The sequence below is a fragment of the Allobosea sp. 47.2.35 genome (assembly GCF_024655635.1).
Taxonomy (GTDB): Bacteria; Pseudomonadota; Alphaproteobacteria; order Rhizobiales; family Beijerinckiaceae; genus Allobosea.
Genome location: NZ_JANLGI010000002.1, coordinates 306,738 through 330,259 on the forward strand (window position 1 = coordinate 306,738; position 23,522 = coordinate 330,259).

At 66.7% G+C, this 23,522-nt stretch carries 25 protein-coding genes and 1 pseudogene (1 of these 26 only partly in view); 5 read left to right on the forward strand and 21 right to left on the reverse strand.

Annotated elements, in window-relative coordinates; all coding sequences use genetic code 11:
• The 4 genes and pseudogenes from NUV79_RS04085 to NUV79_RS04100 all read left to right on the forward strand — a co-directional run.
• Window positions 1-62: the 3' portion of a CocE/NonD family hydrolase gene (locus NUV79_RS04085; RefSeq protein WP_465246826.1), read on the forward strand. Its footprint begins 1,852 nt before the window's first position; the window shows 62 of its 1,914 coding nt (coding positions 1,853-1,914); its start codon lies beyond the left edge, outside the window; the stop codon is at window positions 60-62.
• A gap of 62 nt (window positions 63-124) precedes the next feature.
• Window positions 125-304 (forward strand): annotated as a pseudogene (locus NUV79_RS04090) (dihydrodipicolinate synthase family protein); the annotation flags it as partial.
• 84 nt (window positions 305-388) lie between these two features.
• Complete coding sequence (locus tag NUV79_RS04095; protein ID WP_257731800.1) at window positions 389-1,246, forward strand: LysR family transcriptional regulator; 858 nt, start codon at window positions 389-391, stop codon at window positions 1,244-1,246.
• A 107-nt stretch (window positions 1,247-1,353) separates the two neighbouring features.
• A complete protein-coding gene (locus NUV79_RS04100) occupies window positions 1,354-2,763 on the forward strand; it encodes an amidohydrolase family protein (protein WP_257731801.1) in 1,410 nt (469 codons plus the stop codon).
• A 105-nt stretch (window positions 2,764-2,868) separates the two neighbouring features.
• On the opposite strand, the gene NUV79_RS04105 is transcribed toward NUV79_RS04100, so the two are convergent.
• From NUV79_RS04105 to NUV79_RS04200, 20 genes are all read right to left on the reverse strand, one after another.
• Complete coding sequence (locus NUV79_RS04105) at window positions 2,869-3,822, reverse strand: catechol 2,3-dioxygenase (RefSeq protein WP_257731802.1); 954 nt, start codon at window positions 3,820-3,822, stop codon at window positions 2,869-2,871.
• Window positions 3,819-4,928, reverse strand: coding sequence for a 5-methyltetrahydropteroyltriglutamate--homocysteine S-methyltransferase (locus NUV79_RS04110; protein ID WP_257731803.1), 1,110 nt, complete (start codon window positions 4,926-4,928; stop codon window positions 3,819-3,821). Before NUV79_RS04110 ends, NUV79_RS04105 begins: the two co-directional genes overlap by 4 nt.
• Window positions 4,929-4,953: 25 nt before the next feature.
• Window positions 4,954-5,676 (reverse strand): ABC transporter ATP-binding protein, encoded by a 723-nt coding sequence (locus tag NUV79_RS04115; RefSeq protein WP_257731804.1) that lies wholly within the window; start codon window positions 5,674-5,676, stop codon window positions 4,954-4,956.
• Window positions 5,669-6,421 (reverse strand): ABC transporter ATP-binding protein, encoded by a 753-nt coding sequence (locus NUV79_RS04120; protein ID WP_257731805.1) that lies wholly within the window; start codon window positions 6,419-6,421, stop codon window positions 5,669-5,671. Before NUV79_RS04120 ends, NUV79_RS04115 begins: the two co-directional genes overlap by 8 nt.
• Window positions 6,418-7,425, reverse strand: a complete 1,008-nt coding sequence (locus tag NUV79_RS04125; RefSeq protein WP_257731806.1) for a branched-chain amino acid ABC transporter permease — start codon at window positions 7,423-7,425, stop codon at window positions 6,418-6,420. Before NUV79_RS04125 ends, NUV79_RS04120 begins: the two co-directional genes overlap by 4 nt.
• Window positions 7,422-8,279, reverse strand: a complete 858-nt coding sequence (locus tag NUV79_RS04130) for a branched-chain amino acid ABC transporter permease (protein ID WP_257731986.1) — start codon at window positions 8,277-8,279, stop codon at window positions 7,422-7,424. Before NUV79_RS04130 ends, NUV79_RS04125 begins: the two co-directional genes overlap by 4 nt.
• A 34-nt stretch (window positions 8,280-8,313) precedes the next feature.
• Window positions 8,314-9,489, reverse strand: coding sequence for an ABC transporter substrate-binding protein (locus NUV79_RS04135; RefSeq protein ID WP_257731807.1), 1,176 nt, complete (start codon window positions 9,487-9,489; stop codon window positions 8,314-8,316).
• A 51-nt stretch (window positions 9,490-9,540) separates the two neighbouring features.
• Entirely contained in the window at window positions 9,541-10,224 is a 684-nt protein-coding gene (locus NUV79_RS04140) for a 4-carboxy-4-hydroxy-2-oxoadipate aldolase/oxaloacetate decarboxylase (RefSeq protein ID WP_257731808.1), read from the reverse strand.
• Window positions 10,221-10,946 carry a PIG-L deacetylase family protein gene (locus NUV79_RS04145; RefSeq protein ID WP_257731809.1) on the reverse strand — a complete coding sequence of 242 codons (726 nt, stop codon included), beginning with the start codon at window positions 10,944-10,946 and terminating at the stop codon, window positions 10,221-10,223. Before NUV79_RS04145 ends, NUV79_RS04140 begins: the two co-directional genes overlap by 4 nt.
• A gap of 20 nt (window positions 10,947-10,966) precedes the next feature.
• Entirely contained in the window at window positions 10,967-12,085 is a 1,119-nt protein-coding gene (locus NUV79_RS04150; protein ID WP_257731810.1) for a 4-oxalomesaconate tautomerase, read from the reverse strand.
• Between the two features lie 4 nt (window positions 12,086-12,089).
• A complete protein-coding gene (locus NUV79_RS04155) occupies window positions 12,090-13,076 on the reverse strand; it encodes a Bug family tripartite tricarboxylate transporter substrate binding protein (RefSeq protein ID WP_257731811.1) in 987 nt (328 codons plus the stop codon).
• Window positions 13,076-13,906 (reverse strand): NAD(P)-dependent oxidoreductase, encoded by an 831-nt coding sequence (locus NUV79_RS04160; protein ID WP_257731812.1) that lies wholly within the window; start codon window positions 13,904-13,906, stop codon window positions 13,076-13,078. The genes NUV79_RS04155 and NUV79_RS04160 overlap by 1 nt, the downstream gene beginning before the upstream one ends.
• A gap of 98 nt (window positions 13,907-14,004) precedes the next feature.
• Window positions 14,005-14,913 carry a LysR family transcriptional regulator gene (locus NUV79_RS04165; protein WP_257731813.1) on the reverse strand — a complete coding sequence of 303 codons (909 nt, stop codon included), beginning with the start codon at window positions 14,911-14,913 and terminating at the stop codon, window positions 14,005-14,007.
• Window positions 14,914-15,011: 98 nt separating this feature from the next.
• Complete coding sequence (locus NUV79_RS04170) at window positions 15,012-16,049, reverse strand: Gfo/Idh/MocA family protein (RefSeq protein ID WP_257731814.1); 1,038 nt, start codon at window positions 16,047-16,049, stop codon at window positions 15,012-15,014.
• Window positions 16,049-16,951, reverse strand: coding sequence for a sugar phosphate isomerase/epimerase family protein (locus NUV79_RS04175; protein WP_257731815.1), 903 nt, complete (start codon window positions 16,949-16,951; stop codon window positions 16,049-16,051). The genes NUV79_RS04170 and NUV79_RS04175 overlap by 1 nt, the downstream gene beginning before the upstream one ends.
• Entirely contained in the window at window positions 16,948-17,784 is an 837-nt protein-coding gene (locus tag NUV79_RS04180) for a carbohydrate ABC transporter permease (protein ID WP_257731816.1), read from the reverse strand. Before NUV79_RS04180 ends, NUV79_RS04175 begins: the two co-directional genes overlap by 4 nt.
• Window positions 17,781-18,680: a carbohydrate ABC transporter permease gene (locus NUV79_RS04185; protein WP_257731817.1), complete on the reverse strand. Its 900-nt coding sequence runs from the start codon at window positions 18,678-18,680 to the stop codon at window positions 17,781-17,783. Before NUV79_RS04185 ends, NUV79_RS04180 begins: the two co-directional genes overlap by 4 nt.
• Before the next feature lie 65 nt (window positions 18,681-18,745).
• A complete protein-coding gene (locus NUV79_RS04190; RefSeq protein WP_257731818.1) occupies window positions 18,746-19,966 on the reverse strand; it encodes an ABC transporter substrate-binding protein in 1,221 nt (406 codons plus the stop codon).
• 23 nt (window positions 19,967-19,989) lie between these two features.
• Complete coding sequence (locus tag NUV79_RS04195) at window positions 19,990-20,919, reverse strand: alpha/beta hydrolase (RefSeq protein ID WP_257731819.1); 930 nt, start codon at window positions 20,917-20,919, stop codon at window positions 19,990-19,992.
• Window positions 20,916-21,581, reverse strand: coding sequence for a GntR family transcriptional regulator (locus NUV79_RS04200; RefSeq protein ID WP_257731820.1), 666 nt, complete (start codon window positions 21,579-21,581; stop codon window positions 20,916-20,918). Before NUV79_RS04200 ends, NUV79_RS04195 begins: the two co-directional genes overlap by 4 nt.
• Window positions 21,582-21,650: 69 nt before the next feature.
• On the opposite strand from NUV79_RS04200, the gene NUV79_RS04205 reads away from it, so the two are divergent.
• A complete protein-coding gene (locus NUV79_RS04205) occupies window positions 21,651-22,775 on the forward strand; it encodes a mandelate racemase/muconate lactonizing enzyme family protein (protein ID WP_257731821.1) in 1,125 nt (374 codons plus the stop codon).
• 65 nt (window positions 22,776-22,840) lie between these two features.
• On the opposite strand, the gene NUV79_RS04210 is transcribed toward NUV79_RS04205, so the two are convergent.
• Window positions 22,841-23,422 carry a 3'-5' exonuclease gene (locus tag NUV79_RS04210; protein ID WP_257731822.1) on the reverse strand — a complete coding sequence of 194 codons (582 nt, stop codon included), beginning with the start codon at window positions 23,420-23,422 and terminating at the stop codon, window positions 22,841-22,843.
• Between the last annotated feature and the right edge of the window lie 100 nt (window positions 23,423-23,522).

Genomic DNA, 23,522 nt, shown 5'->3' on the forward strand with positions numbered 1-23,522 from the left:
CGCCCCCGCCACTTTGCCGGCAGGCTGAAACACCGCTGCTGACACGTTCCGCTCCCGTCTAGGCGCCAGCAATTTTCGACCGCCGCCACACGGCCGTCGCGGCTGGCGTGACGATGGTTGCGATCGCGATCACCAGCAGCAGGGTGTCGGCCTTGCCGTGCGCAAGTACACGATGATGAAGCGCGGCATCCTCAGCCACGACGCCCAGCGCAAGTCGGGCTCGGTCCTCAGCGCTGCCGCCAAGGCTGAGGTGGACTACCTGCTGGCGCGCATCGCCAAGCACGACCCGCGCGCGAAAACCTGAGCGATCAGCGGACGTTCGTTGCGGCAGAACCGTCTGTCGCGGTAACACGAGCTTCGCGGCGCGTGCACCCGGAGCGACGAACGTATGAATCGCTACCCGATGTTCAATCCGCAGGTGCTGATCAGCTTCGTCGCGGTCTGCGAGACGCTGAGCTTCACGCGGGGAGCCGATCGGGTCTCGCTGTCGCAATCGACCGTCAGCCTGCAGGTGAAGCGCCTCGAGGACCTGCTGGGCTGCCCGTTGCTGGAACGCTCATCGCATCAGGTTCAGCTCACCGAGGAGGGAGAGCGTCTCCTGAGCTATGCGCGGCGCATCATCGCCCTCAACGAGGAGGCGCATGATGCGCTGACGGGCGTCTGGCGCGACGGCGTGCTGCGCTTGGGAATGCCCGAGGATTTCGCGGTGCCGACCATCGATCTCCTCGCCGATTTCAGCCGGATGCATCCGCATCTCAGGCTCGATGTCAGCAGCGGGCTGAGCGCCGATCTGCGCGCCGCCTATGAGCGCGAGGAACTCGACCTCGTGCTGGTGAAGCAGCGGCGCGGCCAGCCGCCGCGTGCGGCAAGGCGGGAGCCCTTGCTCTGGCTCGACAGCCTGGCGCATCCGGCAATCGAGCGCGCGCCGGTATCGCTGGCGATGTTCCCGCTCGGCGGCCTCTATCGCGACGAGCTGTGCCAGGCCCTCGACCGGCTCGGCATGCGCTGGCGCATCGGCTATTGCAGTGGCAGCCTCGCCGCGCTCGCTGCCGCGTCGGCGGCTGGGCTCGGCATGACACTGCTGCCGGCCAGTTGCCGCTTGCCCGGCCACAGGGTTCTGGGCACGGCCGAAGGTTTCGCCGAGATGACCGATTTCGAGCTCGCGCTGTACTACCGGGACGATGCGCCGGCCTCGACCGCGACCCTGGCCGAGCGGCTGGCTGCCTATTGCCATCTGGAGCCGTAGAGGGCGCTAGCATTGAGTATCGCAATCGCCAGCATTGCCAAATATCGCTGCCAAATCGCCGGCTTCGCGCGTATGGCGTCGGCAACGATCACAAGGAGGCGGCGACCATGGAACTGGCCTATCATCAGAGCAGGCGTTCGTTCATCGGCCGGACAGGTGGCCTCGCCACCGCCTGCGCCGTGATGGCGGGATTGCCGGGCGGGACCGCGCAGGCGCAGCCGGCCGCCGCCAAATCCGCCTCCACCACGCCTGCGGCCTCGGCGAGCAAGCGCATCCCGACGGAGCAGCACTATCTCCTGACCGGCGTGCGGCTCGAAGAGGGCTTCGTCTATGACGGCGACATCGTGACCGGCACGCGCTCGGCCCTCTATGCCCTGGAGATCAAGGCCGGCAAGATCGCCGCGATCCATGCGGCAGGTGCCGTGCTGCCCGCGGGCGTGCCGAGCTATGACGCCCATGGCCAGCTCGCGCTGCCTGCGATGCGCGACATGCACATCCATCTCGACAAGACCTTCTATGGCCGCTCCTGGCAGGCGCCGCTGCCGCGGCAGGGCAAGACGATCCTCGACATGATCGCCCGCGAGGAGAAGCTCATCCCGCAACTGCTGCCGGACTCGCAGAAGCATGCGGAGCAGCTCATCGCCCTGCTGCATTCCAAGGGCACCACGGTTGCGCGCAGCCATTGCAATATCGATCCGGTCAGCGGGCTGAAGAGCCTCGAACACCTCAAGCGCGCGCTGGAGAAGCATCGCGCTGATTTCGACTGCGAGATCGTGGCCTTCCCGCAGCATGGCCTGCTGCTCTCTAAGGTCGACAAGCTGATGCGCGAGGCGATGAGCATGGGCGTCGCCTATGTCGGCGGCCTCGACCCGACCAATGTCGACGGCGCCATGGAGAAGTCGCTCGACGCGATGTTCCAGATCGCGCTCGACACGGGCACCGGCGTTGACATCCACCTGCACGAGTCGAGCCCGGCCGGTGTCACCGCGATCCTGCACATGATCGCGACCGTCGAGAAGAACCCGGCCTTGCGCGGCAAGGTCACGATCAGCCACGGCTTCGCGCTGGCCACGATGTCGCCGGGTGCCCTCGATGAAGCCGCGACCCGCATGGCCGCTCAGGGCATGAGCATCGCCTCGACGGTGCCGCTCGGCGCCTCGACGATGCCGCTGCCACAGCTCACCGCCAAGGGCGTCTTCGTGATGACCGGCACCGACAGCGTTATCGACCACTGGTCGCCCTTCGGCCGTGCCGACATGCTCGAGAAGGCCAATCTCTACGCGCAGCTCTATCGCGGCAGCGACGAGTTCCGCCTGTCCCGTGCGTTGGCGATCGCGACCGGCGGCGTGCTGCCGCTCACCGACAAGGGCGAGCGGGCCTGGCCCAAGGCGGGCGATGCCGCCGATTTCACGCTGGTTCCGGCCAGCTGCTCGGCCGAGGCCGTTGCCCGCCTGCCGGAGCGCAGCGCGACCTTCCATCGCGGCCGCATGGTCTTCGGCGGCGTCGGCGCGGCCTGACGAAGCCGGGCCTCCATGAGCCGGCTGGCGATCGCGCCGGCCGGCATCACGAGGCTGGTGGCGCAGCGCCTCGACGGATTCCACAGTTCGGGAAACGCCGGGCCGTTAGGCCATTGGCGGCGTCCCATGCGTGTGGAAGCTCTCGATCGTCTTGAGCCCCCAGGCCTGCCCCTTCTTCCGCTCGGTCTCGGTCCAGGTCACGGTCTGCCAGTCCGGATCGAGGATCAGGCGCGCACCGGCATTGGCGATCTCGACGCGGTTGCCGGCGGGCTCGTAGACATAGAGGAAGAAGGTCTGCTGCACCGCATGCTTGTGCGGCCCGGTCTCGATGAAGACGCCATTCTCCAGGAAGAGATCCGCCGCTTCCAGGATGTGCTCGCGCTGATCGACAGCATAGGTGACATGGTGGAAGCGTCCCTGCGCGCTGGTGTGGTCGCGGGTATAGGCGATGTCGTAGCTCTTGTTGTTGACTGTGAACCAGCAGCCGCCGACCTCGCCTGAATCCAGCACGATCTGCTCGGTGACGCGGCTGCCCAGCGATTTCGGCATGAAGTCGCGGATCACCGCGACGTCCTGCGCCAGCAGGTTGACATGGTCGAGCCGGCGAACGGCGCAGCCGCGGCCATGGTTGCGTTGCGCCTGGTTCTTCAGCGCCGGTCGCTCGTTTTCGGGCGCGACGTATTTGTGCGTGTCGAAATAGATCTCGAAGACATGGTTGTCGGGATCGCGGAAGCGATAGGCCCGGCCATGGCCGAGATCGCCCTCGCTCCAGCCGATGCCGGCACCCATCGCCTCGATCGCGGCGACACGACGTAGGAGCCCCGCTTCGCTCGTGGCGCGATAGCCGATATGGCCGACGCCGGTGGTGTTCGAGGCCGTGAGCTTCAGCGTGTGGAATTCGTAATCGTCCCAGGCGCGCAGATAGACGGAATCGCCCTCGCGCCCGCTTTCCGTCAATCCGAAGACATTGACGAAGAAGTCGAGGCTGGCCTCGGGCTTGTTGGTGAAGAGCTCGACATGGCCGAGATGGGCGATGTCGAAACAGGGTTCGCTATTCATCCCCAGACTTCCTTGGCGACTTCGAGGATGCGCGCGAGCTTGGCCCATTGCTCGTCCTCGGCCAGCACATTGCCTTCCTCGGTCGAGGCGAAGCCGCATTGTGGCGACAGGCAGAGTTGTTCCAGCGGCGCGAATTTCGCGGCTTCCTCGATCCGGCGCTTGAGATTGTCCTTGCTCTCGATCGCGCCGAACTTGGAGGTGACGAGCCCGAGCACGACCTGCTTGTCGCCCCTGGGCAGGAAGCGCAGCGGCTCGAAGCCGCCGGAGCGGTCGTCGTCCCATTCCATGAAGTAGCCGTCGACATCGATCTGGTTGAAGACCATGTCCGCCACGGGTTCATAACCGCCCGAGGCGATGAAGGTCGATTTGAAATTGCCGCGGCAGGTATGGGTAGTGATCTGCATGTCGGCAGGCTTCGCCTTCAGCGCCGCGTTGAGCACGTCGCGATAGATGAAGATCAGCTTGTCGGGATCGTCGCCGCGCTCGGCCAGCATCTTCCGCTGCTCGGGATCGCAGAAATAGGACAGGCTGGTGTCATCGAGCTGCAGGTAGCGGCAGCCGGCATCGTAGAACGCCCTGATCGCCTTGGCGTAGGCCTTGCCGAGATCGTCGTAATAATCCTCCATCCTGAGATAGACGGACGGGTCGACCGCTTTCCGGCCGCCGCGGTAATGCAGCATGGACGGGCTCGGGATGGTCATTTTCGGCACGCGGCTCGTGACCGAGGCCAGGAATTTGAAATGGGCCAGATGCGGATGGTCCGCCGGAAAATCGAGCTTGCCGGTGACGCGGATGCCGTGCCCCTTGGTAGCGACGCCCTTGAACTGGATGCCGGCATCGGTCTCGTAGGTGGTGACTCCGCTCAGGCCGTCGAGGAAGTCGAAATGCCAGAAGGCGCGGCGGAACTCGCCGTCGGTCACGGCCTGCAGGCCGACCTCCTCCTGCTTCCTGACGAGTTTTTTGATCTCCTCGTCCTCGATCGTCGTGAGTTCAGCTTGGCTGATCTCGCCGGACGCGCGTTTGGCGCGGGCGTCCTTGACCGGCGCGCTGCGCAGCAGGCTTCCGACCATGTCGCCCCGGAACGGCGGCTTCTGTCTCTGGCTCATGACGTATCCTCCCGTGTCGTGATGGTCAGGCGGCAGCGAGGCCGAGATGGTGTTCGAGCCGTTCGGGCTCGGTGATGAGCATCGCGCTGCGCTCGGCGAGGACGACGCGGCCGCGTTCGAGCACGATGGCGTCGTCCGTCAGTTCGAGGATCTTGCGCGCGTGCTGCTCGATGACGATGGCGGCAAGCCCTTCCTCGCGGAACAAGGCCTTCAGCGCCCTCAGCAGTTCCTCGACGATGATCGGGGCGAGGCCCTCGGTCGGCTCGTCGAGCAGCAGCAGCTTCGGGTTGAGCATCAGCGCCCGGCCGATCGCCAGCATCTGCTGCTCGCCGCCGGACAGCTGGTTGCCCAGATTGGCCTTGCGCTCCGCCAAACGCGGAAACATGCGGAAGACGCGGGCGACATCCCACGGGCCCGGCTTGGCGACCGCTGTGAGGTTCTCCAGCACCGTCAGCGACTTGAAGATATTGCGCTCCTGCGGCACCCAGCCGATGCCGGCATGCGCCCTCTGCTCGGGCGAGGCGGTGGAGAGATCGCGCCCGGCCAGCATGACCCGCCCGCCGCGCCGGCGGGTGACGCCGATGATGCTGTTGACCAGCGTCGTCTTGCCGACGCCGTTGCGGCCGAGCAGCGCCAGCGAATGCCCCTCGGCGAGCGTCAGGTCGATATCGAACAACACCTGCGCCTCGCCATAGCCGGCGCAGAGCTTCTCGATCCTGAGCAGTTCAGGCTTCGATGCGTCAGACATGGGCGTCCTCGCCGAGATAGGCCGCGCGGACGGCCGGATCGCGTGCCATCTCCTCCGGCGACCCCTCCGCCAGCACGCGGCCATTGACCAGCACGGTGATGCGCGTCGCGAAGCGGAAAACGAGGTCCATGTCGTGCTCGATCAGCAGCACGGAGACATCACCGGGTAGCTCGGCGACCGTCTCCATCAGTTCGCGCCGCTCGGCCTCCGGCACGCCGGCCGCCGGCTCGTCCAGCAGCAGTACAGAGGGCCTCGCCGCAAAGGCGGCTGCGATCTCGATCTGGCGCTGCTTGCCATAGGGCAGTGTCGCGATCGTCCGATCCACGATGTCGTCGAGCCGGAATCGGTTCAGGATTTCCGCGGTCTGACTCACCAGTTCCGGATCGCGGTCGAGCGCCCGGAAGGGATGGCTGCCGCGACCGAGGCGCTCGGAGGTGACGAGCGCGATCATCTCCAAGGGCGTCATCGTTGCGAAAAGCTGGTTGATCTGGAAGGTCCGTGCCAGCCCGCGCTTCACCCGTGCCTCGCGCGGCAGACTGGTGATGTCCTCGCCCATCAATTCGATGCGGCCGGAACTGGGCTTGAGCACGCCGGTGAGCTGGTTGACGAAGGTCGTCTTGCCGGCACCGTTCGGGCCGATCAGCGCGTGACGCGCCCCTTTCGCCAACGTGAAATCGACATGGGCGGTCGCGGTGATGCCGCCGAAGTTCTTGACGAGGTCGAAGGTCTGGAGAGCGACGCTCATCGGACGCCCCCCTTGCCGAAGGTGGCAAGGCGCCCAGCCACCGCCTTGACCGCGCCATGGATGATCTCTCGCCCGCCGAGCACGAAAAGCACCAGGAAGAGCCCGATCCAGAACATCCAGTATTGCGGCGTGAAACTCGCGATTGCGTCCTGCAGCAGTTTGAAGGCGATGGCGCCAACGAGTCCGCCATAGAGATAACCGGCCCCACCGATGATCAGCACCAGCATCAGATCGGCCGAGCGGTGGAAGTCGAGCACGTCGAGCGAGACGAATTGCGTGGTCTGGGCGAGCAGCGCACCCGCAGCGCCGGCATAGGCGGCTGCGAGCGTATAGGCGGCAGCGAGGCGGCGCGCATTCGGCACGCCGGAGGCCGAGGCCCGCAGCGGGTTGTCGCGGACTGCGCGCAGCGAGAGGCCGAAAGGCGAATGCACCACCCGCCGCGCGATCAGGAAGAGCACGAACAGCACGGAGAGCGAATAGAGATAGGCGGTGCGGCCGAAGATATCGAAGTCGAACAGGCCGAGCACCGGCTTCATCATGATGCCCTGCAGGCCGTCGGCACCGCCGGTGAGCGAGCCCAAGGAGTTCGCCAGCTCGAAGAGGATGAGCGCGACGCCGAGCGTGATCATCAATCGCGTCAGGTCGCTGCCGCGCAGCACCAGCGGGCTGGTGACGAGGCCGAGCAAGCCGGCCGCCCCCATCCCGACGGCAAGGCCGACGAGCGGATCGCCGCCGACATGCTTGGCGAAGAGCCCGGCCGCATAGGCGCCCATGCCGAGGAAGGCGGCGTGTCCCAGCGAGACGATGCCGGCATAGCCGAGGATCAGGTCGAGCGAGAGCGCAAACAGCGCCAGGATCGCGATCTCGTTGAGCAGCAGCAGGTTGCGCGGGAACAGCAGGAAGGCGGCGAAGGCCAGACACCAGAAGGCGATCTCCGCGGGATGCCAGCGCCGGCCGGCGTGAAGCGCCTGCCGGACCCTGCTGTCGAAGCTTTCGGCCCTCATGCCCGCGCCCTCGCGAAGAGCCCGTGCGGGCGGGTGATCAGCAGCACGACCATCAGCGCATAGATGATGAAGGCGCCGATCTCGGGCACGAGATACTTGCCGACGACATCGGCGACGCCGAGCAGCATGGCGGCGAAGAACGGCCCGGTGATGCTGGAGGTGCCGCCGACGGTGACGACGATCAGGAAGTAGATCATGAATTTAAGCGGGAAGGAGGGATCGAGCCCCATCAGTTCGATGCCGAGCGCTCCGCCGAATCCGGCCAGCCCGCAGCCCAGCGCGAAGGTCAGGGCGAAGAGCCGGTTGACCGGGATGCCGAGCCCGCGCGCCACCCGCGCATCGTCGACGGCGGCGCGCAGGCGGCTGCCGAAGCGGGTATGGGCAAAGCCCCATTGCAGCGAGAAGGCGAGCAAGCCGCAGACCACGATGACGAAGAGCCGGTAGCGGCCGATACCGACGCCGGCGATCTCGAAGCGTCCCTGCAGCCAGGCCGGCAGGCGGATGAACTGCTGGGTCGAGCCCATCAGCCAGTCGGTGCCGGCCACCGCCATGAAGACGAGCCCGATCGAGAACATCACCTGGTCGAGATGGCTCTTGGCGTACATCGGCCGGTAGATCAGCCGTTCCAGCACGATTCCGACCAGTGCCGCCGCGAGAAATGCCAGCGGCAGGCAGGCCAGGAAGGGCAGGCCAAGCCGCTGCATCGCCTGCACGGCGACATAGCCGCCGAGCATCGCGAAGGCGCCATGGGCGAGGTTGACGAAGTTCATCAACCCCATCGTCACGGAGAGCCCGCAGCCGAGCACGAAGAGCACCATCCCATAGGCGATGCCGTCGAACAGGACGGTCAGCATGTGCACCAGCCCGTCATTGTGAGGGGCGCGGCCGTCACTTGCGGGCCTTAACCGGGTCCTTGACGTCCTTGATCGTCGCGAACTCGACATTGTGCAGTTCGGAGCCGACCTTCTGCGTTTTGCGGACATAGATGTTCTGGATGATGTCGCGGGTATCGGGATCGATCTTCACCGGCCCGCGCACGCTCTCCCAGGAAGCGCCCTTCATCGCCGCGATCAGCTTGTCGCCGCTGGCGTCGCCCTTGGTCGTTTCCAGCGCCTTGGCGATGAGCTTCATGCCGTCATAGCCGCCGACCGCCATGAAGTTCGGACGCATGCCGGGATTGGCCTTCTGGAAGGCCGCGACGAAATCCTTGTTCGCCGGGCTGTCATGCGCCGCCGAATAGTGATGCGTGGTGATGGCGCCGAGCGCGACATCGCCGATCCCCTCGAGGATGTCGTCATCGACCACGTCGCCGGGGCCGATCAGCTTGACGCCGGCCTTGTCGAGCCCGCGCTCGACGAACTGCTTCATGAACTGCGCGCCGACGCCCGAGGGCACGAAGACGAAGAGCGCATCAGGCTTCGCCTCGGAGACGCGCTGGAGGAAGGGCGCGAAATCCGGATTGCGCAGCGGCACGCGCACGCTCTCGACCGTGCCGCCCGCCGCCTTGAACTTGTTGGCGAAGGAGGTCTCGGCATCGATGCCCGGGCCGTAATCGGTGACCACCGTGAAGACCTTCCTGATGCCGTTCGCCGCAGCCCAGTCCGCCATCGGCTCTGAGGCCTGCGGCAGGGTGAAGGAGGTCCGCACGATATAGGGCGAGGCCTCGGTGATCGTCGCAGTCGCCGCCGCCATCACCACCTCCGGCACCTTGGCCTGCGTCGCGATCTGAGCGGTGGCCATGGCGAGCGGCGTCAGGCCGAAGCCGGCCAGCACCGAGACCTTGTCGTTGACGACCAGTTCCTGCGCGAGGCGGCGCGTCGCATCGGCATTGCCGGCATCGTCCTTGAGGATCACTTCGAGCTTGCGTCCGCCATGGGTGGCGCCTTCCCTGGCGAGGAAGAGCTTCACCGCCGCGTCGATCTGCTTGCCTGTCGAGGCGAAGGGGCCGGTCATCGGCAGGATCAGGCCGATCTTCACAGCCTCCTGCGCCAGCGCGAACCCGCTCGTCGAGGCGGCCAGCGCCAGCCCGAGCATGCCACCGAGTACCGTCCTGCGATGCGTCATCGTCGTTTCCTTCCCCTGCTGCGGCTTTCTGCGAAGCCGGTTGCTTCGGTCTCAGTCGTCGTCGCGATAGACGAGGCCGGCCTTGGCGAGGCCTTCGCGCATCCCGTACATGTCCAGCCCGAGCTCGCCCGAGGCGAGGCGTCGGCGCTTCTCCTCCTCGGCCGCTTCGCGCTTGCGGCCGGCCGCTGCCACCGCTTCCGCCTCCAGCCTCGGCACGACCACAACGCCATCGTCGTCGGCGACGATCACGTCGCCGGGGTGGATCAGCGCCCCGGCGCAGACCACGGGCACATTGACCGAGCCGAGCGTCGCCTTGACCGTGCCCTTGGCCGAGATCGCGCGGGACCAGACGGGGAAGCCCATTTCGGTCAGCACCCGCACGTCGCGCACGCCGGCATCGATGACGAGGCCGGCGCCGCCGCGCGCCTTCAGCGAGGTCGCGAGCAGGTCGCCGAACATGCCGTCGGTATTGTCGGTGGTGCAGGCGACGACCAGCACGTCGCCCGGCTGCACCTGCTCGATCGCGACATGGATCATCCAGTTGTCGCCAGGCTGGGCAAGCACCGTCACCGCTCCGCCGGCGATCTGCGCACCCGGATAGATCGGCCGCATATAGGGCTTCAGCAGTCCGCTCCGGCCCATCGCCTCATGCGTGGTGGAGACGCCGAGCTCGCGCAGATCGGCCATGGCCGCGACCGGCGCGCGCTTCTTCGTGCGGATGACGACGGGGGTCATGCCAGCACCTCCAGCGCTTCCGGGAACAGGCGCTGATAGGCCTCGCCATAAGTCATCGCCTTGCCGGAATTCCGGCCGCCCTGCATGCCGCGGTTCAGCGCGACGCGGGTGTAGTATTCCCAGAGATGCTTCTGCGCGGCGAGGATCTCGAAGGCCTTGCGCTTCTGCTCCCAGACCGCGTCGATGTTCAGGATGACGTTCGGCTTGAAATTGCACTGCTCGGGCTGGTGCGGCTCGAACAGGAAGACCGGCGGGGCGGCATAGGCGCGCTCCGGATCGGGCTTGTGCCCGGCGGCCTGCGCGATGATGCGCGCCTCCTGCGCGAAGCGCGTCGCTTCCGGGTGGTCGACATTATAGGGGTCTTCCAGCGCATGGGTCAGCACGAAGCTGGGGTTGAGCTCGTGGAAGATGTCGATGGCGCGGTCGAGCATCCCGGGCGTCGTCCGCAGCGGATAGTCCCCGGCATCCATGAACTCGATCTCGGCGCCGAGCAGTTCGGCCGCGGCCTGCGCCTCCTCGCGGCGCTGCGCCTTGACGTCCTCCATGCGGACGCCCGCCTTCTTCCAGGCGAACTGGCTCTCGCCACGCTCGCCATAGGACAGGCAGAGGATCTTGACGCGCATCCCGCGCTTCGCATGCAGCGCGATCGCGCCGCCCGCCCGCCAGACGAAATCGCCGGGATGGGCGGTGATCACCAGTCCGGTCTTCTGCTTGTCGGCCATTGCCGGTCAGTCCTCTCGTCTCATTCAGCAGCGTGGCGGGCGGCGCCCGCACGCGCCGCCATCACATGGGCCGGCACGAAGGCACGGCCTTCCATCAGGATGCGCGCGGTGCGCAGAAGCCCGGCGCGCTCGATCACCGGCCGCTCGGCGGTGCCGCCGACGGTCAGCGTCACCGTGAATTCGCCGGTCGGATGCTCGACCGAGAGCGAGCGCTCCCGGCCCTCGGGCATCGCCGCGACGGAAGCCGCTGGCGAGCCGGGCAGGGCGGCCGCGGTCGCCACCGTCACGGCGGCGAAGACGCCGATCGACGCGTGGCATTCATGCGGGATGAAGCTGCGCGTGCAGATCGAACCGCCCGCCTGCGGCGGCGCGACCAGCGCGATCTTCGGCACCACCTTCTTCGCGACATCGCCGAGATTCATCAGCGGCCCGGCGGCAAGCCGGATGCGCTCGATCCGCGCCTTCAGCTCCGTATCCTTGTCGAGCAGATCGCGCGGCTCGTATCCCGAGCGCCCGAGATCGGCGGCCCGCATGACGATCACCGGCATGCCATTGTCGATCAGCGTGCAGGGCACGCCATCGATCACGTCGACGACATTGCCGGTCGGCAGCAGCGAACCGCAGACCGAGCCTTCCGCGTCGAGGAAGCCGATATCGATCGGTGCCGAGGTGCCGGGCACGCCGTCGATGCGTGCGCTGCCCTCTGTGCCTGCCTCGCCATCGGGTGTGTCCATCGTCAGGTCGGCGATGGTGCCGGTATTGATCGTGCGGACGCGGACGGTCGTGCGGGCGCCGCTCGCCTTGACTAGCCCCCGCGCCAGCGCGAACGGCCCGATGCCGGCGAGGATGTTGCCGCAATTCGGCGTCGTATCGACCTGCGCCGTCTCGATGCCCACCTGTGCGAACAGGAAATCGATATCGCAGCCCGGCTCGCTCGATTGCGAGACGATCGCGACCTTGCTGGTCAGCGGATGCGCGCCGCCTAGCCCGTCGACCTGCCGCTTGTCGGGCGAACCCATCACGGCGAGCAGGAAGGCGTCGCGCGCCGCCACATCCGCCGGCAGGTCGTCGCGCAGGAAATAGGCGCCCTTCGAGGTGCCGCCGCGAATGAGCATGCAGGGGACGGCGCGCTGGCCCATCGACTCACTCCGACGCCTTGATGCCGGCGCGCGTGATGACGTCGCGCCAGAGCGCAAGCTCCGATGCGATGAGCTTGCCGAAGCCATCCGGCGTCTCGGGCCGCGCGATGGCACCGTCGCGGGCGAGCGCTGCCGCGAAATCCGGCTGGCTGAGCAGGCCGTTGATCTCGCGGTTGAGCCGGTCGACGATCGGGCGCGGGGTCTTGGCCGGCGCGACCACGCCATACCATTGCACCGCCTCGAAATCGGGCAGGCCGCTCTCGGCCAGCGTGGGCAGGTTCGGCGCGAAGCCGACGCGATCGCGGCTGGCGACGCCGAGCACGCGCAATTGTCCGCCTTCGGCCAGTGGCAGCACGGCCGGGCCGCCCGTCAGCGTGAACTGGACCTGTCCGGCGACGAGGTCGTTCACCGAGGGTGCCGTTCCGCGATAGGGCACATGCACGGCATTGATGCCGGCGCGATAGGTCAGATAGGCGGTGGCGATATGGGCGGCGCTGCCCTGGCCGCCGGATGAGTAGTTCAGCTTGCCGGGATTGGCCTTGGCATAGGCGATGAACTCACCGAGTGTCTTCGCCGGCAGCTTCGGGTTGATCGCCAGGATGTTCGGCACCATCGCCACGAGCGCGACCGGCTGGAAATCCTTCACCGGGTCATAGGGCACGTTCGGATAGAGCGAGGGCGCGAAGGCCAGCGTGCCGATATGGCCCATCATCAGCGTGTGGCCGTCGGGGTCGGATTTCGCGGCCTGACCTGCTGCCGTCATGCCACCGGCGCCCGGCCGGTTTTCGATGACGAAGCCCTTGCCGGGAATGACCTGCTCCAGCTTCGTCGCGATCAGCCGCGCCAGCACATCGGTGCTGCCGCCCGGCGTGAACGGCACGACGATGCGGATGATCTGGCTCGGCCATGCCGGCTGTGCCCTGGCCGGGACGAGGCCCGACAATCCTGCTGTGCCGAGGCCGGCAAGGACGGAACGGCGGTCGAGCTGCATCAAAGACCTCCCTTGCGGCGCGCGCCGCGCTGCTGTGCATCGGCAACGGCGCTGGCAAGCCCCGGCGCAAGCCCGGCGGCAGCGAGCATCTCGGCCGCCTCCCGCATCTCGGCCGCGCGCCGGATGCCATGGGTCGCCACGCGCTCGCGCATATCGGCGGCGAGTGCGTGAAAATCGATCGAAGGAAAGGTTGCGTGCAGGCTGGCGAAGACCGGGTCCTTGACGTCCCAGGCCTCGCAGGCGGCGGCGCAATCGACCATCAGCGCCTCCAGCCCCTTGATCATGATGCTGCGGCAGAGCTTCATCGCGGAAGCCCGGCCGAACGTCTCCGAGACCGGGGCCAGGTTCATGCCGAGGCCGTTGAGGATGTCGGCCGCGGCGCTTGCCTTGGGGCCGCCCGCGAGGATCGAGACCTTCAAGCCGGGCTTGAGCACGGGCGCCATCACGGCTGCTTCGACATAGTCGGCGCCGCTGGCCTCGACCGCCTTCGCCGCCCGTTGCTTCGTCGAAGGTGCCGCCGAATTGACGTCGACGAAGATCTGACCGGGCTTCAGCCAGGCGGCAGCCTCGGCCGCCACGGCCTCGGCACGGTCCGCCGTTACCGCCGAGAAGATGAAATCGGCCTCTGCACAGGCTTCGGCCGGCGAAGCGCCGCGACCGACGCCGATCTGCTGCGCGACGTCCTCCAGCCGGCGGCCGGCAGCGCTGTCGAACAGCAGGTCATAGGCACGGATGCCGTGGGCGCCATTGGCCAAGAGGCCGCGCGAGAACGTCTGCCCGACCTCGCCGAAGCCGATGAACGCGATCGCTGCCGGTGCTGAACCAGCCATCGTCGCCACTCCCTGTGCGTTTCTTCCCGCAGCAAGGGTGGGGCAGGTTCATTGTCTCATCAAATGATAAGAATGCAGCGATTGAGCAATCTGAATCATCAATCCGGACGTGCGACGCTGCGCTTGAGCGAAGCGCTGAGCAATGACAGCAGGTCGCGCGTCGCGGGGCGTAAGGGCACGGTCTTGCGCGTGATGATGCCCAGTGTCCGGGTGATCGCCGGGGCGCGCAGCGGGATCGCGACCAGTCCGCCGGAATCGACCACGTCGAGCGCGAGTTGTGGGACGATGGCATAGCCGATCCCGGAGCGGACGAGGCTGACCGCGGTGACGACCCGTTGCACCTCGTAGCGCCAGGTCAGGGCCTCCCGGCGAGAGCCGAGCGCGTCGTCGATCAGGATGCGGTTGCCCGTCTCGGCGCTGATGCGGACGAGCGGCTCGTCCTGGAGCTGGGCCCATGTCAACGACGTCGCCTGGGCGAGCGGCATGTCGCGATGGCTGACGAGCACGAAAGGCTCCTTCACCACCGGCTTGAGCTCCAAGTCCCAGCGGTTTGCGGCGACGATGGTCACGCCGAACTCGGCCTCGCCGGACTGCACCTTGTCGGCGATCTCGGAGGCGGAGTTGTCGTGCACCCTGACGCCCAGTCCCGGATGGCGCTTGGCGAAGGCGGCGATCACGGAGGGCATGCAATGGGCGGCCACGGTCGGCAGGCAGCCGACGGACACTTCCGTGTCGCGCTCGCGGGTCTCGACCTTCACCTCGTCGATCGCGGAACCGAGGTCTTCGAAGATCCGGCGCGCGCGCGGCAGCAGCGTGGTTCCGGCCGCCGTCAGCGAGACCTGCCGCGTCGTGCGCAGGAAGAGCGGCGTGCCCAACGATTCCTCGAGCTTGCGGACACGGTGGCTCAGCGCCGTCTGGGACAGGTTGAGATGGGAGGCCGCAGCCCGGAAGCTGCCGCGTTCGGCAATGCTGATGAAAGCCTGAAGGCCCAGGACGTCGGCGCGCATGTCATTTGCTAGCGGTGGCTGTCGATAAAAGCGACAGTTTTGGTGAGCGAGCCTCGGCGCTTGCGCGCGCTCCCGATGGCGCGCGGCACCGTTCAGACTCAGCCGTGCCGCGGACCATCACCCTTCGAACTCGCGTCGGCGGACGCGATCGCCTGCTCAAGGAGGGCAAGAGCCCGCGCCCCTGCCGCCGCGTCGGGGAAGTCCAGCGTCTCGCCGCGAGCGGCGCGAACGAAATCGCCCAGGATCGCGTGATAGCCCTTGTGGTCCTCGTTGGCGGCGACGGTGAAATTCGGCTCCCAGACCAGCGTGTCCTCGGCCTCCGCCAGGGTGGCGTCCGCGCGCGACACCTTGAAGGGCGGGCTGCGGAAATAGCGGACCTCGTGCAGGTTGCGGACCTCGACGCGGCGATGGTCGCCCATCACTTGCCACCATTCCATCGGCGTGCCGCGCGATTGATGCGTGCCCATCACGAGCGTGCCGATGCCGCCGTTACGGAAGCGGAAATCGACATGGAGCATGAGCTTGCCGGGCGCCAGCTCATGCCGACGCGCGCTGACCGTCGCGACCTCGCCCATCAGATGCGGGATCAGGTCGAAATAGTGCACGCAGTGATGCAGGTAGAAGCCGGTATAGTCGACATCCCCCGCGAAATAGGTCGGCGCGGTCATATACTGGCCGAGGAAGCTCGCCGTGTCCCCGAATTCCGGGGCATGGACGACATTGGCCGCGATCCGGTTGGCGGTGGAATACCGCTTCATGAAGCCGAGGACGACCGGGACACCGCGAGCCTTGGCGGCATCGGCCAGCTCCTGCGCCTGCCGGGATGTCGCGGCCGGCGGCTTCTCGATGAAGAGCGGCAGGCCACGGGCGATGGCCGCGAGGCCGACCTCGTGATGCTGTTTCGGACCCATGGCGAGGCCGACGGCGTCGATATCCGTGCGGGTGAGCAGGGCGCGCCAGTCGCTCATCCGGTTCTCGGGCGCGACGCCGTAGCGTCGCCCGGTCGAGGCGAGGCTCTCCTGCGAGATGTCGCAGATCGCCTGCAGGACGACATCGTGGCGTGTGACCTGCGGCAGCAGCATCTCGTTGGCATGCGTGCCGCAGCCGATCCAGCCGAGGCGGAGAGGGGATGTCATCACGCGATTCCCTTTGTCGCCGCGAGCCGATCGGCGAAGGCGAGCGTCGCCTTGAGATAGTCGATGCTGGCCTTGAGTTCCGCATCCTCGTTCCGGGCTGGCGCGCGCCATTGCGCCAGCGTCACGCCCGCCGCCTCGTCGTCGCGGCGGAACGGCTCCAGCACGATCGGGCCTTTGTAGCCGCTAGCGACGAGCGCGCGTGCGATCGCCGGCCAGTCGATATGGCCGGACCCGACGAAGCCACGGTTGTTCTCGTTCGCCTGGAAATGCACGAGCTTCGCCCCCGCCAGCCGGATCGAGGCGGCAAGGTCGAATTCCTCCATGTTCATGTGGAAGGTATCGAGCATCACGCCGACGGCCGGCGAAGCGACCGCCTCGACATAATCAAGCGCGTGGCGGCAGGTGTTGCACATGTCTGTCTCGAAGCGGTTCAGCGGCTCGACGCCGAGGATGACGCCCTTGTCGGCGGCGCGCTTGGCCGCCTGCGCCAGGCCGCGCACGACGGCATCGACCCTGCGGCGGCGCTCGGCCGGCTCGACCGGATGCGGCGCCCGGCCGGCGAAGACGAGCGGTGCGCCATAGAGCGGCCCACCGACGATGCCGGCGCCCAGCGCGGCCGCGACATCGACGCATTGCTCGAGATAGGCGATGCCGGCCTGATGCGCCGCCGGATCGGGGCTGGCGAGATCGCGGGTCAGGTTCACCCGCGCCGCCAGCACAATCGAGAGCCCGGCATCGGCGGCGGCGGCTTTCGTCTCGGCGAGATCGAGTTCGCCCGGCTCTGGCACCAGCAGTTCTACGACATCGGCCCCGGCCTGTTTCATGCGCTGGAACGTCGGGAAATGCTCGCGCCCGAAGGGGCGCGCGTAGAACATCGAGATCACCCCGATCGCATTGGTCATGATTTGACTGCTCCTGCCGTCAGGCCGCCGACGAGGCGCTTCTGCACAAAAAGGAAAAGGATGGTGACCGGCAGCGCGATGATCGTCCCGCCTGCCGTCAGGATGCCCCACTGCACCGTGAACTCGCCGATGAACAATTGCAGGGCGACGGTCACCGGCCTCACCGTCTCGCCCGAGAGCATCATCGCGAACAGGTATTCATTCCAGGAGGTGATGAAGACGTAGATCGCGGTGGTGACGATGCCGGGCATCACCAGCGGCAGCACGACCAGCCGGATCGTCTGCAATCGTGAGGCGCCGTCGATCGTCGCAGCCTCGTCGAGATCTTTCGGGATCGCGTTGAAATAGCTGACCAGCATCCAGATCGAGAACGGGATCGAGAAGGTCGAATGGCCGATGATGACGCCGATGAAGGTGTCGATCAGCCCGAGCATCCGCATCAGCACGAAGAGCGGGATGATCAGCAGCACGATCGGGAACATGTTGATGACGAGGAAGCTCGTCATCAGCGTGCGCCGCCCGGCGAAGCGGAAGCGCGAGAACGCGTACGCTGCCGGCACGCTCGCGGCGAGCCCGAGCAGGACGGCTCCGCAGGCGATGATCAGGCTGTTCAGCAGGTTGACCGGGAAGCTCGTGCGCTGGATCAGCGTTTGGTAGTGCTCGAAGGTCGTGCTGCTCGGCAGGTAGCGCACCGGAAACTGCGAGAGGTCCGCATTCGGCTTGATCGAGGTCAGCAGCATCCAGATGAAGGGCGCCAGAGCGAAGGCGAGCACCAGCAGGACGGGGATTTCGACCTGGATCAGGTTGCGGGCGAAGGAGCGGCGCCGGATCATTTCTCCATCTCCCCGGCCTGCCGGCGGACATAGAGCCAGACGATGCCCAAGAGGATCGCGGTCAGCATCAGCGACAGAGAGGCGGCATAGCCGAACTCCATGCCGGTATAGGCGCGCAGGAAGGCGTAAAGCGGCAGCGTATGCGTGGCATAGCCCGGCCCGCCGCCGGTCATGACCAGGATGACGTCGAGCGAATTGGCCACCCAGATGACGCGCAGCAGCACCGCCGTGGCGATGATGCCGGCGATCGAGGGCAGGGTGACGTGGACGAACTGGCGCCAGGCGCTGGCGCCGTCGATCTCGGCCGCCTCGTAGAGCTCGCCCGGCACGGTCTGCAAGCCTGCCAGGATGGTGACGGTGAAGAACGGGAAGCCCTGCCAGACCAGCGCCAGCATGATGCAGGCGAGCGCCGTCGAGGGTTGGGCAAGCCAGGGATGCGGGGTTGAGATCAGGCCAAGGCGCAGCAGGATGTCATTGAAGACGCCGAGGTTGAAATCGTAGATCCAGGTCCACATCAGGCCGATGATCACGCTCGGCAGGGCCCAGGGGATGATCACCAGCGCCCGCGCCATGCCGCGCCACCAGAAGCTCTGGTTGAGCAGGAGCGCGGCTCCGAGACCAAGCAGGAGCTGGAGCGAGACGGTGCCCCCGACCCAGATCGCCGAGTTCGCGAGCGAGATCCAGAAGACCTCGTCCGAAAGCGCGGTCGCGAAATTCCGCACGCCGACGAAGCGGAGATTGTCGGGATCGTAGAGAACGTAGTCGTGCAGGCTGTACCAGGCCGTCTGCAGGACCGGAAACAGGATGACCAGTGCCGTCACCAGCAGGGCCGGTAGCAGGAATCCATATGGGGTCGCCGCGCGCAGCACCGCGCCGCTCGCCGTCACCTTGTTCATGGCGTCGTTCCTAGGGATCGATGGCCGGCGCCGGGGCTCACCCGGCGCCGCGCTGCGATCCGGCCTCAGCCGTGGAAGGTCTGTTCGACCATTTTCATGAGCTCGTCGGGGTTCATCCCGCCGGTCAGTGCCCGCTGCAGGTTGGTGGGCAGGACACGGCCGACGAAATCCGGCGTCTTCACATGGTCCGGCAAGGGCCGGGCGATCGGCAGGGAGGCATCGCTCGCCTCGACAAAGCGCTTGGGATGCACGGTCCAGTTCTTCGTATCCGAGATGGTGATCGGCAATTGGCCGCTGAGCTTGGCCTGTTCGGCATTGTTCTCGGCGCTCGACAGGAAGCTGATCCAGCGGAACGCCGCTTCCTTGTTCTTGCTGCCGGAGAAGATCGCGTTGGATTCGTCGCCGAAATAGGTCCAGCCGCTGCCGTCCGGCCCGCGCGGCACCGGCACGGCCGAGACCCTGTCGCCGAGCGCGCCGACGACCTCGGCGACCGAACCGATATGGTGGATCGCCATGCCGGTCCGGCCGGCCTTGAAGGCGTCGACGATCTGGCGAAAGGCGTCGGTCGGCGCCGAGGGGGGCACGACCTTGTGCTTCACGGCGAGGTCGACGAACCAGCGGTTCGCCGCCAGCGCCTTCTCCGTGACCATGCCGCCCTTGTCGAAGCTAGCGCCGCCACCGAGGACGAAGGGCCCCCAGTTGTCGTGGCAGCCGGCGCCGCCGCGCATGCCGTAGCCGAAGACGCCGTCCTTAGTCAGCGCCTGGGCCGTGGTGAGGAAGCTCTCGAATGTCTTGGGCGGCTGGAGTCCGGCCTGCTGAAGCATGTCCTGCCGGTAGTAGAGATAGATCACAACGTAGTGCAGTGGCATGTAGTACTGCTTGCCGTCTGGCGAGCGGTTGATCTTCCAGACGTCGTCAGCGATGTCGCTGCGGCCTTTCCAGTTGGCGAGGAAGCTGTCCAGCGGCTCCAACGCCTTCATCTGTCCGAAGCGCGAGAGATAGGACAGGCGCACCATGGCGCAGTCGGGCTGGTTGCCGGCGACCAGGGCCGAGAAGATGCGGTTGATATAGTCGGTGCCGCCACCCCACGGGATCGGCTCGGCCTGGATCTTGATGTCCGGGTTTTCGGCTTCGAACTTCGCGACGAGGGCGGCCGGCGTGTTCTGGGGGTTGTCGTAGTGGTACCACCAGCGCACCGTCGCCTTGCCCTGGGCGATGGCTGGGCGGGCGGCCTCGAAGGAGAGCGCAGCCGCTCCCGCGAGTTTCATGAAGGTCCTGCGTTCCATGAATTTCACTCCCCTGACGTTTTTTATAGTCGTTCGGTGATGTAGGCGGCCCCGGCGTCGATCATGGCTTGCGCCGGTGCGAGTTCCCGGCTCATGCGCAGGCAGCCATGGATCACCCCCGGCACATGGTCGTGGCGGAAGGCGCAGCCTGCTGCTGCCAGACGCTCGGCGAGGCGGAGCGTGTCGTCGGCGAGGGGGTCGAGCCCGCCCGCCGTGAGATAGAGCGGCGGCAGCCCGGCGAGATCGGCATGCAGCGGCGCGGCCAATGTCGGAGGCGCCTCGAAGGCTGCGGCGAGATAGTTGCGCCAATACCAGCGCATGTTCGCCGTGGTCAGGATGTATCCCTCGCCGAACCGCGCATGGCTGCCGGTTTCGAAATCGGGAGCGTAGCAGCCGTAGAACAGGGCAGCCGTCGCGGGCAGCGTCAGACCCGTATTGCGACGATGGATCATAGCCGAGAGCGCGAGCGTTGCCCCGGCGGAATCTCCGGCAAGCGCCCAGCGCTGGGCATCGACATCCCGGCCGAGTTCGCCCTCCAAGGCGAAGGCGATGGCGGCGAGCGTGTCGTCCAGAGGGGCCGGGTAGGGGTGCTCGGGTGCCAGCCGGTAGTCGAACCCGAAGACGGCGCAGCCGGACGCCGTCGCAAGATGGCGCATCGTGCCGTCATGGGTATCGACCGAGCCGAAGGTCCAGCCGCCGCCATGAACATAGACGATGACGGGCAGGGTGGCTCCGGGTTGCGGATGATAGAGCCGGCCCCGCAGTGTTCCTGCTGCCCCCGTGACGGCGAGATCGCGGGCCGGAATGGCGGGCGCGCCCTCGTTCCAGGCGATGGAGCCGGCATCCGCGGAGGCGCGCGCTTCGGCGATCGGCAGGGTCTTGAAGTCGACGCCGGGCGCCGCCGCGAAGCCGGCGAGGATCCGGGCCATCTGCGGGTGGATGTAGGCGCTCACGCGGCAACCTCGTCGCTGCCTTGAAGAACGATCGTGTCGATATGGGAGCCGAGCGCCGCGGCGAGCCCGGTTCCGTCGCCCGCCGCGAGGCGCTCGTAGAGAATATCGTGGCGGCGCGCCGTCTCGATCAGCGGGCGGCGATGCTCCGGCGCCCAGAGCTTGTAGCGGTTCGAGTGCATGATGCAGCGCGCCAGGATCTGCCCGAGAGCATCGAGGCCCGACAGCCGGAACAGGGCGAGGTGGAAATCCTTGTCGGCTTCGATGACGCGGTACTCGTCGCCCTCTGAAGCGGCTTCCGTCATCGCCGTCAGGATGCCGCGCAGGTCGTCGAGGGCCTGGCCGTCGGCATGGAGTGCCGCCTTCAGCGCCCCGCGCGTCTCGATCCTGCGGCGCAGGGCCAGCATCTCGTCGGCTTCCTCGGCCGTCAGCCGCGTCACGATCGTCCGCCGCCCCGAACGGACGACGAGGCCATCCTCCTGCAGGCGCAGCAGCGCCTCGCGGATCGGGCCCTGGCTGCAGCCGATCTCATGGGCGAGGCCGAGCTCGGTCAGCACCGTCTCGGGCGTCAGCTCGTTCAGGATGATCCGCCGCTTGACGATCCCGTAGACCAGATCGGAAGGGCGGCTGAGCTTCGGGATCAAGGCGCGAGCCTCGCTGGACAAGGTCTATCGATGTGAATATCGATATCATTATTGATAATAATGTCAATGCGGGGAGCGGAGAGCAAGCCGATGCGTCACAGGATCCGGAAGATCGACGTTCACCTCGTCTCGGCACCCGTCTTGGGTGGCTTTGCCGATGCGACGCGCAAGGTCGAGACGATCGGCTTCGTGATCGTCCGCATCACGACGGATCAGGGGCTTGAGGGGATCGGCGTCACCTATCACGAGGTCGGCGGGGAGGCGACCTGCGAGCTGATCAACCGCAACATGACGCCCCGGCTGATCGGCCGCGAACCTCTCGAAACCGAGGCGATCTGGCAGGAATTCTTCCATTATCTGCGCGGCGTCGGCCGGAAGGGACTGATGTATTGCGCGCTCAGCGCCGTCGACATCGCGCTCTGGGACCTCAAGGGCAAGATCGTCGATCTCCCCGTCTATCGGCTGCTCGGGGGAGACCGGACGAAGGTGCCCGTCTATGCCAGCGGCGGCTGGACCTCCTATTCCGACGATCAGCTCGTCGATGAGATCAAGGGCATGGTCGCGCGCGGCTTCACCACCGTGAAGTTCAAGGTCGGCTTCGATGGCGGCCGCAATCCGAGGCGCGACGCCGAGCGCGTACGCAAGGTCCGCGAGGCGGTCGGCCCCGACATCAACCTCATGGTCGACGCGAACAACTCCTTTGACGCGGCGACGGCGGTGCAGCTCGCCAACCGCATTCGCGAGTACGATATCTTCCTGTTCGAAGAGCCGGTCTTCGCCGATGATATTCCGGGCCTTGCCCGCTTCAAGCGCGGCACCGACATCCCGTTGGCGACCGGCGAGCACGAATACACCAAGTTCGGCGTGAGGGACCTGCTTATCCACGATGCCGCCGACATCGTGCAGGTCGATGGCGCGCGGGCCGGCGGCTATACCGAGATGCTGAAATGCGCGGCGCTGACCCAGGCGTGGAACGTCAAGTTCGCACCGCATGCGATGGAGAACCTCCACCTGCATCTCGTTGCGGCCGTGCCCAATGCCCTGTTCCTCGAGCGCCTGCTGATGTTCGAGGACATCACCGCGCAGGTCTTCGACGGCGCGCCTTTACCCATCGACGGCCATATGCACGTGCCGGACCTGCCGGGACTCGGGTTGAAGCTCAACATGGATTTTATCCGGGAACGGGACGAAACGTCGCCAGCAAGCCGCAACTAGGCGACAGGCTCACGAGAGACCGGACACCGCGCGCGCTGGCCGGTCCCGGCGAGGCGCCACGGTACTCAAGTCAGACGATTCCGGATGAGGAAGCTCAGGAGATTGGCATAGCCGCGCGCATCGTCGATCGCGCGATGGGTGTGCTCGACAAAACCGAGCCATTCCTGCGGATATTTCTCGACGTCGCAATCCCATTGCCCTCGGCCGGTATGTCCGGCCACCATCGACATCAGGCACAGGGGTGGGTGCCGGAAAAGCCGGTCGGAGACCCAGGGGCCTTCCAGCAGCGCGCGCCCCGTGAAGCGCTTCAGGTAGAAATCGATCCACGGCCCGTCGAGCGCGAGGGGATGGGCTGCGAAGATCGGCTCTCCCTCCAGCGAGCCGACCCAGTCGACGAAGCGCTTGATACCGGCGGCAGCCGGTTCGGGATTATCGGTCGCGGCTGCCCAGGCTTGCGGATTCCTGCGCCAGAAGTCCATCGTAGCCGGGTCGGCCACCGCTCCCTCGAGCGGCTCCAGGACAGTCTCGAACGCGCCGAGGATGTCGCCGCCAGCCGATACTGCAACCGAGCCGAAGGAGAACATCGAGTTCGTTCCGGCGACTGGGCCGTCGAACTCGCAATCCGTCACGACATAGAAGGGTAGCATCTGTCCCTCTTCGCCTCCGATATGGGCGTCCGACCGCTCCGGAAGGGAAGGCATCCTTGTCGACTATGACGAGGCAGGCGGGAAGCGCCAGTTTCATGTC